This is a genomic window from Acinetobacter sp. YH12041 (assembly GCF_013419975.1).
In the GTDB taxonomy this organism is placed as follows: domain Bacteria; phylum Pseudomonadota; class Gammaproteobacteria; order Pseudomonadales; family Moraxellaceae; genus Acinetobacter.
In genome coordinates, this window is sequence record NZ_VOZC01000005.1 from 26,834 (window position 1) to 43,680 (window position 16,847).

Consider the following 16,847-nt stretch of genomic DNA (forward strand, 5'->3'; position numbering starts at 1 on the left):
CTCTAATTATTCTATTTTTTTTAGTTATTTATGCGACTAAAGCTGTTGCTTCAATTTTTTCTAAATCTTTATTTTCACAATAAATATATGTGTTTTCCTGTTCCAGGCTATAGGTCATCGTAATGATATTGTTTCGCATTTGTGTCACTAGCATCATCCCAAAAATATGTCCTAAACATTGCGTATTTCCTATAAAAGATTGGATATAAATAAAAAATTCTGGATGAACTCCAATCGGAATAAAAGTTTGCTGTAATTGATTAAGATTTTTGGATTTTTTTGTTTCATCTAAGAGCAATACAAAGGCCTGTTCTTTTTCGATCTGGCCAGCTAAATCTAACTGCTGCTCAGTTAAATAATTTTTTAACTCTTTCATCTGAGTGCTTATTCTTATTTTTTGTAATACAGGAACTACCTCAAGAACGACTTGTTCAGCAGTTAAGCACCAACTGGCTGCATATTCTGAAGCAATATATTGCTCATTTTGCCAAAGTTGTTCATCCAGCCAGTCCTGATCGATTTCAGAATCCACCATAATAATCAGGTTTGCTTGTTCAGGCTGCTGAGCAATCTCTTGTAAAAGTTCAATATAAGAAGCATAAGCCTTGGGTTGGCTGAAATAATAGAATTCAATATGCAGATGATCTGCCCGGAATGAGTAATCATCTTCTAACTGCTGTAAAAGTTGAGTTTGAAAAACCTGATCATCCCAAGTGTGAATCAGATTTTCTGCTAATAAGATATAAACATTGAGACGATTTAAACGTACTACAGTTTCTATCTCTTTATGAGAAATATCCTCTTTCTCATTGAAATTTTCATGAAGATTTTCTGGATTCCATCCGGGATGTATACGGTATTGGTAGGCAAAGTCACTCTCATAAAAAAGTGCAGACCGTTTTAATTGCTGGGAAATCCCTTGTAAACTATGTTCATGCTGTTGCAGTTGCTGCCGAATTAACTGCTGTATTCGCCGTTCACGTGTAGTCAAAATTAAAAATTGATCTTCATCATCGTCTTGAGTTTTTTCCAGCCACTGATCGAGTGCTGTAATACGATAAGATAAAAGAGGCAAGCCATAATTATTGCTCAGTTGGAAATCCAGTTCAGGGCTTCTAAACTGCTGCATAAACTGTATGATTTCTTCATTTTCTCCAAAACAATGCCAAGCAGCACTGGATAAAATGTTCAAAGTGTAATGCTGGTCTGTTTGCTGAGCTAAATTCACAGCTTGTTTTTCTTTTTGCTGTACTAAAATAGATAATTCCTGATCTTTTTGTTGCTGCAGTTTTTTGTTTCGGAAATTTTGAATAGTTTTATAAATAAAATAAGGGCTTAAAATTAGCAGACAAAGTGAAACTGGTAGCAAGATAAAAGACCAGATCAGATCCATTTGGGATGGATCATAGTTGCTATCTCGCCAGTAATAGATCGCTAAAGTGCCAACTAAAATAGTAAAAATCAGAAAAGCAGAAATGATAAATTTGATCATGCCATGCTCCCCTTTAAGCAATAACACGTTTCATTATTATGTTCATCCTGTTCAGGCAGGATTAATGCCCCTTGACCCAATGTCATTGAATTGTTTTTGCCAAGCTGTACAGATGAAAGATCTTGTTTATCCAGAATCAGTCGAATATCGACTTGCATAGTTGGACTGCACCAAGTATTGATAATTTTTTGTAATTTAAGGTTGTATGTCCCTTGGGCTAAGAAATTTAGATAATCCTTTCGGCGTAAAGGACCAATCATAATTTCGATTCTTTCATCTATTTGAGTAATATTTTCACCACAAAAGCTATTTATGCCGAGTGCAACTGGTCGAGCTTCACTCAAAGAACTTTTCTGCTGATCATCTAAATGGAATTGCTCTGGCATCAGCTGCTTGATTTCAAAATCAAATTGAAAAATACAGGACAGAATGGTTTTCAAAGCATATTCACTATTATTTTGTCCCTGCATTAAACCTGCAAATTCAGCAAAATAATCATCTATGTACTGTTGGTCTTGTTGCTCTTCCACATAACCATTTAAGGCATGTAAAATTTTTAAGTAGTGATTATCCTGTTCAATTTCATACCGCACAGGCAAGTTGTAGTTCAGGCAGGCATCTATATATTGCACAGTGAGTTTGTTATTAAACAGCCCTAAAAAATACAGACTTTGTTCACGCTGTTGGCGTACTGCATGTCTGACTTTATGGGTGTAGGTATAAGGTAATACCCCCTGAATCCCCGTCAGCCCCACCATCAGATTAGTGATTTGTACCCGTTCATCGTCTAGCTGAAGTGATTCAATTTCAGATACCGGAAAATTCAGATTCAATGAACTTAAAAAATAAAAAGTATTATTCCATTTTTGCTGATTTTGCTGCTGAGGATCGTGTCGTAGTAACCGCGTTGCCTGAACCAGTTCAAATGCAGTCGGTCGCTGATAGAGCTGATCAATTACAGAAGTCTCTTGCCACCAACGTTCTGCACGCATTGGTATAACTCCTGTTTTGATTCTGAGTCCAGCACAGTCATCTCCACATAACTATTCATCTGAACTTTTAAATTAAAAATATGATTTAGAATCTGGGCAAAAATATAAATACTTGTACCTCGGAAAACTTGGGTATCCAGCTGGATCTCGACTTTAACCCCTCGAACAAACAGTGGAAATGGATGATGATCAATCAGCTTTTGCCCCAAAGAAAACTCAATCGCCTGAATTGAATTAATAATGAGCTGATTTTCTTTCGTTTGCGGTAAGTTATAAAGCTCAAGCAGCTCTTTCATATGACTAACTGAATCCCCTTTCATCAGAGACAAATTATTTAAAGACAGATGAGAAATAATTCGCCATTGTTCTAGCTGTTTTTGCTGAAAACGATAAGGTAAGTTCGGCCGTTTTAATAATTTGCCTTTCCGTACCAGATGATTTTCATTGAGAGATAAGCTGTTTTGATCTTGGTGATAACTTTGATAAGGCAGATCCCTATTAGTACATAGTAAGCGTACACTAATAAAATCAGAAGTCGTCGTTCCCGGTTTTAAATTCTTGGAAATAATCGAGTATTTAAAATCAATACTGTTATTTTTATTCGCTGCTGGTAAAAGCTGATAGAAAAACTGTTCGTTCTCCTGATGAGAATGACTCATGGCAAAAAATGGCAACACTTTATAAATCAGTTGATTCTTGTCACTCTTTTCTCTTAAGAGATTCATCTCAGTAATGCCGTAAACCTGAAAATATTCAGGATGATGAGCATCACTGATTAAAGGATATTCGAGTTGTTGATGATCAATTTTTTGAGGTTCAGCCTGTTTTTCAAACAAATTGACGATTGGTGTGCTAAACAGCTTGAAGTTTGCACTATTTAACTCTGCATAATTTCGGATGACCGCTTGATCATTCAGGTCTACCTTAAAATGAATCTGCAATTCGAAATCTGTAATATCTTCCATCACAGATTTTAAAAAATTTAAATTGAGATTTAAAAAATTAAATTTTTCTGGAAAACAGAAATATTCAGTCAGCAGACGATAAGCTTGATGTGTATGTTGATCAATCGGAAGAATACTTTCCTCTTCAGTAAAACCTATCCCTTCAAATGGACGAGCAATATCAACTTTGTGATTCTGATATTTTAAAGAAAAATGGGTGTCAGACTTAAAAATCGTATCGAGAACCTGTAAGGGAAAATTAGAAATCGCATCCAGATACAAAGGTAATTTCTGTCGGGCTAATAGTTCAATTTGCTGATCAAATATTTCAAATTTAAGAATGAGTGTGGCATTACGATTTAAATGAGTATAGGCAGAAGGATGCGCTTTAAAACTCACTTCTTTCAATTGAATCGGTAACAGCGTAACAGTGTTGACAGTTCGATATTCACATTGCACACCACGAATACTACGCGCCTTTAAGACTGTATTTTTCGGAATTATATGGTCTTCTTTTAAGTTCTTTGTCTTATTGCTATCTTCGAAGCTGACGATTGAACAGGCAGGAAAAGTTTTTAGATATTGTGGAAACATCACCTCAAAAATTGAGCGTGTAAAGATTTCATAACTGTCATTCAGCTTTTTATCAATACGTGCTGAAATCAGCGAAAATGCCTGTATCAGCCGTTCAATATGTGGATCATCAATATGCTCTTGATTCAAAGATAAGCGTTGCGCAATTTTAGGATATTTAGTAGCAAACTCTCGTGATTGCTGGCTAAACTCCTGTAACTGCTTTTCATAATATGGTAGTAAATCTTCAATCACATGCAGCCTGCTTATTTTCGAGCCAAGATAACGTATTGCTGTGTTGTTGGTTTAAGTAATGCATCAAACATCACCACCTCGTATAAAGGTGAAATATTTAAGTAAGCCGAAATACTTAAATACAGGCTGCTCATATTATTTTCATTAATCAGCATCTCTACTTTCACCTGTTTTAAACGCGGTTCATGAGCACTGATCGACTGCTCTATTGAACGGCAAATTTTGTCACGATCTGTAGGATTCGCAGTCGACAAGCCAACAAAATCAATAATTCCAAATTGCAGAATTGAATTTTTTATCCCAGGATAATGCTCTTCCGTTTGGTTCAGGCGAGTCATCCGATTATTTAAAAGATCTTCGAGATCATGGGCAATGGATTGTCTTAATTCTTGTATAGACAAACCTTGTCCAGTGTATTGATCATCTACAGGTAATAAACGTTCGAATAACGTACTTCTAAATCCATAAGGATAAAGTTGATCCAGATTCATATTCTTTTCATTAGATATTTTCTAAAAGAGAAAGATAAAGGCTAGGGATATCAGCCTTTATCCAGGCCATGTAAATTAAGCTGCGTAAGAAGCAGTATTATTTGATAATGACCATTTCTTGGTAACTGCACCTTTTTGCGAACCGTTAATATCCTGCTGATTATAAGTCCACTCAACTGCAGCATATTTCAAACCAAATGTTTCAGTTGGAACGCCTTCCTGATTCACATTTGGTGTCACTTGAGAAACCAAGACATGCTTGAGTTTGATCTGCAAATACTTGATACGTTTGTCACCGTTGGCACGATAAAAATCAATTTGTACTTCATCAAAGGTATACCCTGCAGAGCAAGCCTCCCAAAGCTTTGGACTCGTTGCATCCAGATCCTTTACAAAGACCATATCAGAATGCTCAACTCGTTCTGCAGTATGGCCGCCCACACTTGAAGAGGTAGCAGATTTAGGCTGACGGATATGGTGTGCCCATGAATTTACTTCTAACCAGCTTTTATGTTCAGAATCGCGTGATTCGCCATCGACTTTATATTTGCCACGAAATTGGACGTAAATGTCTTTCATTTTAATAATTATCCTATTGTTATAAATGCTTATAGTTTTTTAATCGCAGTAGTCCTATTGACTTGACTGCGGCAGTTCAGTGACCAACCTGAGTGATACAGAGAGCTCATCTAACTGAAAATGTGGTCTTAAAAAAACCACAGACTTGTAGTGACCAGGTTCAGCTGGATTTTCTACAACTTTGATCGAAGCTTCACGAAGCGGATATTGAGCTTTTGCTTCTTGTGAAGCACCGTCGTCTAGTAAAATGTACTGAGACAGCCAGTCATTAAGAAAGGCTTCGACATTTCCTGCCGAGGCAAAACTGCCCACTTTATCCCGCATCATGGCTTTTAAATAATGAGCGATACGTGAAACTGCCATAATGTATTGAATTTGACCTGATAATGCAGAATTGGCATTAGCAATATCATTGTCATATTTTTTGGCTTTTTGCACAGACTGTGCACCAAAGAACGCAGCATAGTCCGTATTTTTGCAATGGACTAAAGGAATAAAACCAAGATCACTCAGTTCTTTTTCACGCCGATCGGTAATGGCAATTTCTGTTGGACATTTAAAAATCACTTCACCATCATTGGTCTTGAAGCTATGTACTGGAAGGCCCTCAACCAGACCACCACCTTCCACACCACGAATGGCTGCACACCAGCCATGCAGATCAAAGGCATTGGTCAAACGGGTGCCAAATGCATAAGATGCATTCATCCAGAGGTATTCATTATGATGTTCACCAGAAACTTCCTCGATATAATTGAAGCCCTCAGTCACTGTACCTTCACGTGGATGATAAGGTAAGCGTCCCAGTACTCGAGGAATGGTCAGTGCCACATAGCGAGCATCTTCGCTTTCACGGAAAGAACGCCACTGTACATACTCTGCTGTTTCAAAAATTTTAGAAACATCACGCGGACGATCAATATCAGTAAATGACTCTAGTCCAAACATTGATGGGCTTGCAGCAGAAATAAATGGTGCATGTGCTGCCGCAGCGACATGAGAAATCTGTTCCAGAAGGTACATATCTTCAGGTGTGCGATCAAATTCAAAGTCACCAATCAAGGTTGCATAAGGTGCGCCACCGAATGAACCATATTCTTCTTCATAGATTTTCTTGAATAAGGTACTTTGATCAAAATCGGTCGCACTTTGGAAATCTTTAATTAGCTCCCTTTTTGTAGTATTCAGCATCCGGATCTTGATTAAAGAATGTGCTGGTGTTTCTTGGCAGAAATAATATAAACCACGCCAAGTCGACTCAACTTTTTGAAAATCTTCATGATGCATAATCTTGCTAAGCTGACTTGAAATCATGGCATCAATTTCAGCAATACGCTTATCAAGTGCCAGCGTCATATTCTCATAAACAGTAATGGTCCCTGCCATAACCTCTTTAGCAAGTTCACCAATCAAACTTTTAGCACGATCATGTTCTTTTTCAGTACGAGCAATACGGCTACGCTCGACAATTGAATCCAAAAGTGAATGTTCTTCAAGTGCAGTATCCATGGCACTTGCAGCATTATAATTATTCATCACCAGCCTCCACACTGATCTTTTGTACTTGATCCGTGTTTTTCAGCACTTCATCCAATAAATCTTCCAGACGTTCACTATTGGAAATTTTATTACGCAGATCAGTCAAACGTTCACGTGCTTCAACCAGCTTACGTAAAGGTTCCACCTGTTGCACAATTTGCTCTGGGCGAAAATCATTCATCCCATTGAATACCAGGTCAATCGCCATAGTGCCGCCGGCTTCGGTTAAAGTATTTTCAACCTGAAAATTTGCTCGCGGAGCAAGTGATTTCATCACTTCATCAATATTTTCTAAATCGATATTGATAAATTTTTTATCTTTTAATTTGGTTTTTTCCAGCTCAGAGGAAGCAGAAAAATCGCCTAAAACACCCACAACAAATGGTAGTTCCTTAATTTCCTTTCCATCACCGACTTCAATATCATAGGTCAGTTGTACGCGTGGTGGTCGGATTCGCTGTAATTTTTTCTGTACGCTTTCACGTTTGGCCATTGTTTGTTTCCTTATTAATTATTCTTTAATGAACCAAATGGATTAGAACTGGCTGTATTGGTGCGAGTACTGATATTTTCAGTCTTTTTAATAGGAGCAGATTTGACTACATTTTTTGTTTTAGTGCTGGTTGTAGTAGATCGCTTCGTACTTGCAGCAGTCTGTTTCTTGCTATTTTTGGTATTTGAAACAGTATGTGATTTAAACTCAACTGGCGCTAGTGCAGGTTTTGCAAACTGAATATTCTCAGCCAATAGTTTAGCTTGAGGATAGGTCGTTTCATTTAAGGCACGAACTTCTGTACTACGCATTTGCTGTAAAGCATTTGATGAAATAGCAATCCCTGCCATAAAACTCAAGTCCGTTAAAGTCTGGTTATACTGTTGCTGGAGGTGTAATTGATCAATCAAATTGAGTGCTTTGAGATGAGAACCTAACTCCACATAACGTTTCGCAATTTGTGTATTGAGTTCATGTTGTAAAGGAATATTTTTTTTCGCTGATTTATCACAAAGCTGTTGATATAAGCCAATTAATGTTGGGTCTGTTTCACCCGCGGCATAAGGATTGACCTTAATACATGATTTTTTTAATTCAGCAGCATGTACTTGTGGAAGGTAAAGACAGGCTGTACCAAATATAAATAATGATATGAAACTTATATACTTTTTCAAAATGAGCCTCAGTTATTTTTGTTTGTTGTTATATTTTTTAATGTCTAAATATTATTTTTATTTGACAATCGTTTGGCGGATTTAACATAAAACATTAAGGAGAAGTCAAGCTAAAAAAGATTAACGGACTTAGTGACTAAAAATTTTAAGAATTGACAAAATTCTGATGAAAGATACAGACTTTTATTTTTATTTGAGTAAAATGAGCCAAAATTGTTCGGTCAATTTTCATAAAAAGTATAAATATGGGCCGGATAAAAATAGAGAAATATTCATTTTAATAAATATAAAAAACACAGCTATCCATTTAAAAATTCTAAAGTTTTGTATGCTAACAATAATGAGAAACTCATGAATAATTTAAAAATTTTGATTTTGAAACTTTCTGAACATGCACGCCTATGTCTTGAGAAATCTGCCAATACCTGTATCCAGCAAAAAAATTATGAAATTGAGATCGAGCATTTTTTTCTAGAATTACTCCAGCATCCAGAATTGAATGATTTAAAAATATTATTAGCAAAACATTGTATTGATAAAGACCATCTGATTAATCAGCTTGAACAAAGTATCCAGCAGCTTAGCAAGGGAAATTCCCGTACCCCTATTTTTGCCAAATCGATTATTCAGCTCTTGGAACAAGCCTGGTTGCTGGCATCCGCAGATCAAAACCCAGTGATTCGTAGTGGCCACTTGTTAGTCGCTTTACTGATTTCGCCAGAGCTTTATCAAATGGCTCTTCGGGCATCTTCTCTTTTTGCACAATTCCCTGTGGATAGCATGAAACATCAATTTCTGGAACATTGCCAGAAAAGTATTGAACAACTTAAAGTGCCTCAACCCTCTATTCCTTCCCCTGATTTATCTAGTGTTTCAAAAAAGACACCAGCGCTTGACCAGTATACGATTAATCTGACTGAAAAGGCTCGTCGTGGTGATATTGATCCAGTGATTGGGCGTGAATTCGAAATCGGGTTAATGCTGGATATTCTGTTGCGCCGTCGTCAGAACAACCCTATTCTCACTGGTGAACCAGGCGTGGGAAAAACTGCTGTAGTTGAAGGTTTAGCATTGAAAATTGTCAATGGCCAAGTTCCGAATGCTCTTAAAACAGTTGAGTTACACGTATTGGATATGGGTTTATTACAGGCAGGTGCCAGTGTCAAAGGTGAATTTGAAAATCGCCTCAAGCAAGTCATTGCAGAAGTACAATCCTCTACCCACCCTATTATTCTTTTCATTGATGAAGCACATACATTGATTGGAGCGGGTAGCCAAGCTGGTCAGAATGATGCAGCGAATTTGTTAAAACCGGCGCTAGCACGTGGTGAATTAAGAACTATTGCAGCGACGACTTGGGCTGAATATAAACATTATTTTGAAAAAGATGCTGCATTGAGCCGCCGCTTTCAGGTAATCAAAGTTGAAGAACCAACTGAGCAGGTCGCCATCGATATGCTTCGTGCTATGGTTCCTGTGATGAGCCAGCATTTTCAAATCCAGATTGATGATGAAGCCATTCGTACTGCTGTGCATGCATCACATCGTTATATCAGTGGCCGTCAGTTACCGGACAAAGCAATTAGTGTATTAGATACTGCGGCTGCACGGGTGGCCTTGAGCCAAAATGCTCAACCTGCCAAATTGGATCAGTTACAGGCTAAGCTGCATAATCTCAAACTAGAATATCGACTTCTTGATCAAGAACAGACAACTTCATATCGAACTGATCGATTACAAGAGCTGTTAGATATGATTCATTCCATTCAACAAGAGATTAATCAGACTCATAATCAATGGCAACAAGAGCTGCAGCTTATTCATGAGATTCATGGCTTAACTAAATCGGAAGCATCGGTTGATCAACACCAGATTCATCAACTACGTCAAACATTAGCTAAGATTCAGGCGCAAAGTTCGTTGGTTTATGAGCGTGTAGATGCCAACATCATTAATGAAATTATCTCGCACTGGACTGGAATTCCAGTCGGTAAAATGATGAATAATGATATTTCGCAGATTCTTAATCTGAAAAATAAACTCTCACAGCGAGTCATGGGCCAGGATTATGCTTTAGAACAACTGGTTCAAGGCATTAAAACGTCCAAAGCTGGACTGGAAGATCCAAATAAACCTCAAGGAGTATTTTTACTCACCGGCCCAAGTGGAGTTGGAAAAACCGAAACTGCACTGAGTCTTGCTCAAGAACTCTATGGTGGTGAATCGCATCTAATCACGATTAATATGTCCGAGTATCAAGAGGCGCATACGGTTTCTTCTTTGAAAGGTGCACCCCCGGGCTATGTTGGGTATGGTCAAGGTGGTGTATTAACAGAAGCCGTTCGCCGCAATCCTTATAGTGTGGTACTTCTGGATGAAATCGAAAAAGCCCACCCAGATGTACAAGAATTATTTTATCAGGTCTTCGATAAAGGTGTGCTCGAAGACAGCGAAGGTCGCCTGATTGACTTTAAAAATACCACCATTTTGCTGACCTCGAATGTCGGCTCACATGTCATTATGCAATCCTGTATAAATCAGGAAGTTGATCAATGGCCAGATGCAGATACCTTAATTGAACATCTCAAACCAAGCCTTTATAAGCAGTTTAAACCAGCATTTTTAGGACGCATGCGAATTGTTCCTTATTATCCGCTTTCAGATGAACTATTAATCCAGATAATTCAGCATAAATTAGGGAAAATTACCAAGAGGATTCAGCAGCAGTATGTGACTCAGGTAAGCTATAGCGATGAGGTACTGGAATTATTACTCAGTCGATGTACAGAAATAGATAGTGGTGCACGAAATATTGATCACATTTTAAATGCATCCATATTGCCAGATCTGGCGACAAAATTACTGGTGGCTATGAGTGAAAATCAGCTGCCAAAACTGATTCATATCGATGTTCAGAAAGATACTTTCTATTATCATCTGGATACAGAATTATCAGTACTCAAAAAAAGGCATTCCAAGAAAAATAAGGCAAATGCTGCTTAAACAGCAAAGATTAAAATAAGAATAATTAGGATTCATAATGACATTGGAATTTGAATATTTATTTGAAGAAATTTCTGTAGAGCATCCTTGTGGTATAGATTGCTCATTTTCGAACGAATTTCTAAGTATTAAAAATGCCAGAATACAGGATAATCCTTTACTGGATCAAGGAGAATGGGTTGCCGAACCCAAGCAAGCAGATTGGGCTTTTGTAGAAATAAAGTCGATAGAACTACTGACTGAAAAAACCAAAGATATCCGTTTATATGCTTGGCTGATTGAAGCTTGGAGTCATCTATATGGTTTTGAAGGTATTGCCCGAGGCCTGGAACTTTACCATCGTAGCCTGAAGCAATACTGGTTGCAATTGCATCCAAAAATTGAAGAAGATGATCTGGATCAACGCTTAGGATTATTGAAAGGTTTTATTGCTCAACTTCCGAGATTAACCAAGCGGGTTTCTCTTATTCAGCAATCCCCTTTTTATAGCTTGAAAGACTATGACAATTTTCTATATTTACAGAATCAAAAACGTAAACAACAAGTAGATGATTTAGAAGCACAAGAAGGCTCCGAGCAAAAGTTAGAGCACTTTGAGCAGTTATTGCTTAATACTCCTAAAGAATTTCAACAGCAAAATTATCAGTATCTATTAGAGATTCAACATCAATGGCAACAGTTCAAGTCTGCGCTTGATGAACTTCTTGGAATAGATGGGCCAAGTTTTGCTGCAGCTGATGCTCAATTAGAGTCTATTTTTGCCAATATTCAGCGGATATATAAAAAAGACATAAGTTCAACGAAATCTGCATCTCCGGCTCCAGCCGATTATCAAATGGCTCAGATACTTGCACAAAATGAAATAAACCTTTCTTCAGGTCAGGTGCTGCCAACTTTCCAGCAATCTGTTCAATTCCATAATCAAAATCATATTGTTAATCGTGAACAGGCTATACAGATTCTGAAAGAAATTGCCGATTATTTTCAGATGAATGAGCCACATAGTCCGGTGAGCTATATGCTGCAAAAGACTATTACATGGAGCCAAATGCCTTTACATGAGTGGCTGGCCAAAGTGATTAAAAATGAAAATCCTTTAGAACATCTACATGAATTATTAGGCGTCCCTGCCCAAAATGAATCAAGCTGCGAGTGGTGAAATCTCAATGTTTAAAGCAGAAAAAATACTTTGGGGTGAAGGTCTGTTTTTAAGACCTCAACATTTTCAATTACAGGATGCCTATCACGAACAGCGACTGAATCACACCATTCGTGCGACCTTCCCTTTTGCTCATGGCATTCAGTCGATTGAGTTTGATGAAGCTCAACTTGGAATGCAAATTCTGGCATTAAATAAAGTTGAAGTGATCTGGCAAGATGGGGAAATTTATCAGGCACCTGCAAAGGATTTATTACCTGAACCGGTTCAGCTAGATACACTGAATTTACAAGGTGAAATGCAAATTTATTTGGCCTTACCGATGGTGCAGCCAAATAAACAGAATGTCAGTCATGCTGATCAAGCCCGACCTAGCCGTTATCATTCCCATTTAAGTTCAACTCATGACTTGTTTACCGATGCAAGTACTGCTGAGATTACATTATTGCGCCGTCGTGCTGAATTAAAAATATTTGAAGGTAGCCAAGAACCTCAGCATCACATGGATGGCTACCTGTATCTTCCAGTAGGTCGAATTAAACGACAAAGTTCAGGGAATTTTATTTTTGATCATAAATTTATCCCACCAATTTTACATATACAGGCCAATGAAAATCTTTTGGTTAATTTACAACGCACCTTGAATATTATCCAAGCAAAGATCAAGACCATTCAGAGTAATAATCGGGAAAATGAACAGAAACTGATTGAATTCCGTTCTGGGGATATTGTGTCTTTCTGGCTGGTCAATGCCTTAAATACTGCATATGCAAGCCTAAACCATATTTTGCAGTATCCGATTATTCATCCTGAACGTCTCTATAGTGAACTATTACGCCTAACTGGCTCATTGCTAACTTTTTCGACTGCTTATAATGTCGATCAACTGCCTAAATATCAGCACTATCATCTATACGAAAGCTTCAATCAGTTAGACATCATTCTAAGAAATCTACTAGATACCATTATCTCGAATCGTTATATCAGCATCTCCTTAAAAGAAACCCGACCATCCTATTGGCTTGGCAGCCTGGAAACCGACAAGATTACCCGAGATACGCGTCTATATCTGGCTGTTTCAAGCAGTGTGATGCCTGTCCAAGATTTAATTGCTTATGTGCCGATCCGTTTTAAAGTTGGCAGTACAGTTGATGTTGAACAGCGAGTCATTGCAGCCCTTCCAGCTATTCCAATTCAACATTTAATTCAGGTGCCAACAGCGATCCCGGTTCGTTCTGGAGTCAGCTATTTCGAAATTGAACCGAATAACGATTTGTATCAAGGCATGCTCGATTCAGAATCGATTTGTATTTATATCCCGAATGGATTTCAGGATATCAGGATTGAACTTATTGCAGTCATGAAAGGATAAGTATCATTATGAATACCATTACTAATTCTGCACCATCGCTATTTGATGATGGCCAGATCGGATCTGGACAGGTTTTTACTCAAATGACTGATCAGAAATCTCATGTGACGACCAATCTGATTGATCTTCTCTATGATGGGTTTTATATCGTCTTTTTGCTAAAAAATCATTATATCCCTTCGCACCCAGCATCGTTTCGTGAAAAGATTCTGGAAATGCTAAACTATTTTGAGCATCAAGCACGTAAACAGCAATTTTCTTTCGAAGACATTCAGGATGCTAAATATGCTTATTGTGCCTTATTAGATGAAACCATTGTCACGCAGCAGGATGCCCGTTTCTTTGATCTGCAAAATTACTGGATGATAGATCCATTACAATTAAATTTATTTGGTTCTCAACTTGCAGGTTATCGTTTCTTTGAGCATCTAGAGGAAATTCGTTATAAAGATAATGAACGTTTAGCGGTACTGGAAGTCTATCACTACTGCCTGTTATTAGGTTTTCATGGAAAATATCGGCTTGAGTCTGTGCATAGTTTGAATCAGCTGATTACCCAAGTGAGTGAACAGATTGATTACCTAAAAGGTAAAAAAACGCCGTTTTCCCCTTTTGCAGCACTACCTGACAAGATCAAACATATTATTCATCGTGAATTACCATTTTTATGGATTTTGGTATTTTTGCTTTTGTTCACTCTAATGAGTTTTGTCGGTCTGAAATATATGCTATCGAGTGAAACTACAGAAATTTTTACTCAATATCAGAATGTGATTAGTGCACCAGCGGAACAGGCCTACATCACGATTCATTTACCTTAATGAAACCTATAATAAATGATCTATAAAAACTAATAACTTAAAATAAAAATGAAGATAAAACAAAGCAGCTTATATCAAATAATGTGTCATTTCTTACTGGAAAAAAATGCTTTAATTTATGAATATTTTAATATCAAGCTAATATTAAACTGCTCGAATGGGATGACTGCTAGATGATTTTTATCATTATTAGCAGCTTTATTCTTCTCAGCTGTATTTTGGTTTTGATGCAATTCTATGAGCTTAGGCAGTATATACAGAACTCTTTAATTGCATGGCTGCCACAAACTAAAAAACAGTTCATCACAATTAAGCAATTTATACATCAATTTAAACTGGCTGGATCTCCAGACTATCTACAATCACATTGGTATTTACAACAATGGTGGATCTTGATTGCAGGATCTATATTATTTATCAGTATCCTGATGTTTTCTTTGACTCGGCCTGTTTCTGCCAGTATGTCTGAGGCACGTTATTTACAAAAAGTCGACCCGCAAATATATGCACTTTTGGAAGGTCAAATTTTGACTCCACCTGAAGAAGTCGATGAAGCTCTCATTCTTGAAGCTTTGCAGGAAGACCAATATGTCCATCAACCGGTAATTTCAGCGCAACGATTTAATTCTAATATTCAGGATATACATTTAAACCACTATCAAGATCTGAATCAAGCTGATCGCAAATGGCACAAGATGAATCCGCGTTTTAAGCAGCGTTTATTGATGGTATTTAAAATCATGCAGGAACAGTATGGCTATGAACTGATATTGCTTGAAGGGTATCGGAGCCCAGAAAGACAGAACTCACTGGCGACCAATAGTAATATTACCCGAGCCAAAGGCTTTCAAAGTTATCATCAGTTTGGTTTGGCTGCAGATATTGCTTTTAAGCGTCATGGCAAAGTAGTAATTAGTGAGCGTGATCCATGGGCTATGCGTGGTTACCAGTTATATGGACAGATCGCAGAATCAGTAGGACTCACTTGGGGGGGACGTTGGAAATCCATTCAGGATTACGGACATACGGAATATCGTATGCCTGGTCTGAAGAAAACTCCTGAAATGGCTTATCAATTAATAAATGAAAGTCAGTTGCAAACTCATGCAATAATATCTCACCCATAAAGAATGAGCAGAAGGTAAATCTGCTCATCAATATAATTTATTTTTCATCAATAAAATTTTGCATATGCTGCAAAACTTCCGCCGTCTTTTCACCATGTAGCCAGTGCCCTGCATTTTCAATCACTTCAACCTGTGCATGAATAAACTGCTGATTGATGGCTTCAAAATGTTCAGGTTTAGAGATATACGATGAATTTCCACCTCTTAAGAATAACGCTGGAATTTCATTTTTTTCTATCTTCTCCCATGTAGTAATATCTTCATAATGATTATAAAGTGCTTGCACATTAAACAACCACTGCCCTTTATTGAATGATTTTAAAAGAAACTGGATGACCATTTCTTCTTGAATATATTCACGCATAATTTTTGCTGCTTCATTTCGTGAAGCGACTTGTGCCTGTTGGACTGCAAACAAGGCTTTAAATATTTCAGAATGATGATTTTCTTGATATTGAATTGGCGTGATATCTAATACAACCAGTTTTTCAATCAGATCAGACGCCAGGTCTGCCAGCTTCATGGCAATTTTTCCGCCCATTGAATGCCCGACTGCAATAAATTTTTTAATATTTAAACTGGCTAAAGTTTCTAAAATATCTTCGGCCATGATTTGATAATTCACTTCATCAGAATGGCCAGATAAACCATGATTTCTGACATCAATTTGAATCGTAGTTGCCTGCTCTGAAAAATGTCGGGCTAACATACCTAAATTACTTAAACTACCAAATAAACCGTGAATAAATACCATTGGGGCTAAAGTTGATGTTTCATGGGTTTGTATTTGATAATTCAGGATCATTTGAGAATTCCGTGATTTCCTATGTTAGGTGTTAATAGTGGAGTTATATTGGAAGTTAATCAATTGCCAATGACATAATTTAAAATTTTGCTTAGGCTATTTTTATGGAAATAAAATATGCTTAGGCTAAATTGCAATATCTGCTCATAATTGAGTGTCACACTAGATCATTAATAAAAAAATATTTTAAAATTTTTAGGAAATATACGAGTTTTAGAGGTTTATTTGTTATTAAGTTTTAGTTATGGGATATGGATTTTGCGAGAATAAATATAAAGTAGAAAATTGCTTAGGCTATTTTAGCATGCAATGATTTTACCGCCCTTCGTTTGAGTAAAAAAGAAACATATAAATATCTAATATTTCTTAATAAATTTCAAAAGCAGCTGATATTTACCCGGTAAAATTTGTATATATATAGATTTTTATAAAGTTTATTTAATGAATAATTTAAAAAGCACTGAAATCCATATGCTACGTATCAGAGTATTTATGCATTTTATAAACAAGCTGAAAGTCGAAAAAAGG

General features: G+C 37.1%; 14 protein-coding genes. 5 read left to right on the forward strand and 9 right to left on the reverse strand.

Annotated features, from left to right (window positions below; all coding sequences use genetic code 11):
- Positions 1–28 precede the first annotated feature (28 nt).
- The 8 genes from FTU00_RS05250 to FTU00_RS05285 all read right to left on the reverse strand — a co-directional run bounded on the left by FTU00_RS05250 (position 29) and on the right by FTU00_RS05285 (position 8,032).
- Positions 29–1,492, reverse strand: coding sequence for a hypothetical protein (locus tag FTU00_RS05250; RefSeq protein ID WP_180179262.1), 1,464 nt, complete (start codon positions 1,490–1,492; stop codon positions 29–31).
- Positions 1,489–2,484, reverse strand: coding sequence for a type VI secretion system baseplate subunit TssG (gene tssG, locus FTU00_RS05255; RefSeq protein WP_180179263.1), 996 nt, complete (start codon positions 2,482–2,484; stop codon positions 1,489–1,491). The genes FTU00_RS05250 and tssG overlap by 4 nt, the downstream gene beginning before the upstream one ends.
- Positions 2,448–4,256 carry a type VI secretion system baseplate subunit TssF gene (tssF, locus tag FTU00_RS05260; RefSeq protein WP_180179264.1) on the reverse strand — a complete coding sequence of 603 codons (1,809 nt, stop codon included), beginning with the start codon at positions 4,254–4,256 and terminating at the stop codon, positions 2,448–2,450. The genes tssG and tssF overlap by 37 nt, the downstream gene beginning before the upstream one ends.
- Positions 4,257–4,267: 11 nt before the next feature.
- On the reverse strand, positions 4,268–4,747 hold the full coding sequence (tssE, locus tag FTU00_RS05265; RefSeq protein ID WP_180014941.1) for a type VI secretion system baseplate subunit TssE: 480 nt from the start codon (positions 4,745–4,747) through the stop codon (positions 4,268–4,270).
- 75 nt (positions 4,748–4,822) lie between these two features.
- Positions 4,823–5,326 carry a type VI secretion system tube protein Hcp gene (locus FTU00_RS05270; RefSeq protein WP_004785894.1) on the reverse strand — a complete coding sequence of 168 codons (504 nt, stop codon included), beginning with the start codon at positions 5,324–5,326 and terminating at the stop codon, positions 4,823–4,825.
- A 54-nt stretch (positions 5,327–5,380) separates the two neighbouring features.
- The gene (tssC, locus tag FTU00_RS05275) at positions 5,381–6,862 is read right to left on the reverse strand and encodes a type VI secretion system contractile sheath large subunit (protein ID WP_180179265.1); all 1,482 of its coding nucleotides are present in this window, start codon (positions 6,860–6,862) and stop codon (positions 5,381–5,383) included.
- On the reverse strand, positions 6,855–7,358 hold the full coding sequence (tssB, locus tag FTU00_RS05280; protein ID WP_180179266.1) for a type VI secretion system contractile sheath small subunit: 504 nt from the start codon (positions 7,356–7,358) through the stop codon (positions 6,855–6,857). The genes tssC and tssB overlap by 8 nt, the downstream gene beginning before the upstream one ends.
- Before the next feature lie 14 nt (positions 7,359–7,372).
- Positions 7,373–8,032 carry a hypothetical protein gene (locus tag FTU00_RS05285; RefSeq protein WP_180179267.1) on the reverse strand — a complete coding sequence of 220 codons (660 nt, stop codon included), beginning with the start codon at positions 8,030–8,032 and terminating at the stop codon, positions 7,373–7,375.
- 351 nt (positions 8,033–8,383) lie between these two features.
- Between FTU00_RS05285 and tssH the strand changes: the two genes are divergently transcribed.
- From tssH to FTU00_RS05310, 5 genes are all read left to right on the forward strand, one after another.
- Positions 8,384–11,035 carry a type VI secretion system ATPase TssH gene (gene tssH / locus FTU00_RS05290; protein WP_180069257.1) on the forward strand — a complete coding sequence of 884 codons (2,652 nt, stop codon included), beginning with the start codon at positions 8,384–8,386 and terminating at the stop codon, positions 11,033–11,035.
- A gap of 37 nt (positions 11,036–11,072) precedes the next feature.
- Positions 11,073–12,194 carry a type VI secretion system protein TssA gene (gene tssA, locus FTU00_RS05295; RefSeq protein WP_180179268.1) on the forward strand — a complete coding sequence of 374 codons (1,122 nt, stop codon included), beginning with the start codon at positions 11,073–11,075 and terminating at the stop codon, positions 12,192–12,194.
- Positions 12,195–12,201: 7 nt separating this feature from the next.
- Positions 12,202–13,566: a type VI secretion system baseplate subunit TssK gene (gene tssK, locus FTU00_RS05300; protein WP_180179364.1), complete on the forward strand. Its 1,365-nt coding sequence runs from the start codon at positions 12,202–12,204 to the stop codon at positions 13,564–13,566.
- 8 nt (positions 13,567–13,574) lie between these two features.
- Entirely contained in the window at positions 13,575–14,387 is an 813-nt protein-coding gene (gene icmH, locus FTU00_RS05305) for a type IVB secretion system protein IcmH/DotU (RefSeq protein WP_180179269.1), read from the forward strand.
- A 173-nt stretch (positions 14,388–14,560) separates the two neighbouring features.
- Positions 14,561–15,514, forward strand: coding sequence for a M15 family metallopeptidase (locus FTU00_RS05310; RefSeq protein ID WP_180179270.1), 954 nt, complete (start codon positions 14,561–14,563; stop codon positions 15,512–15,514).
- A gap of 37 nt (positions 15,515–15,551) precedes the next feature.
- Here FTU00_RS05310 and FTU00_RS05315 read toward each other — a convergent pair whose 3' ends face one another.
- Entirely contained in the window at positions 15,552–16,319 is a 768-nt protein-coding gene (locus tag FTU00_RS05315; protein WP_180179271.1) for an alpha/beta fold hydrolase, read from the reverse strand.
- Positions 16,320–16,847 lie beyond the last annotated feature (528 nt).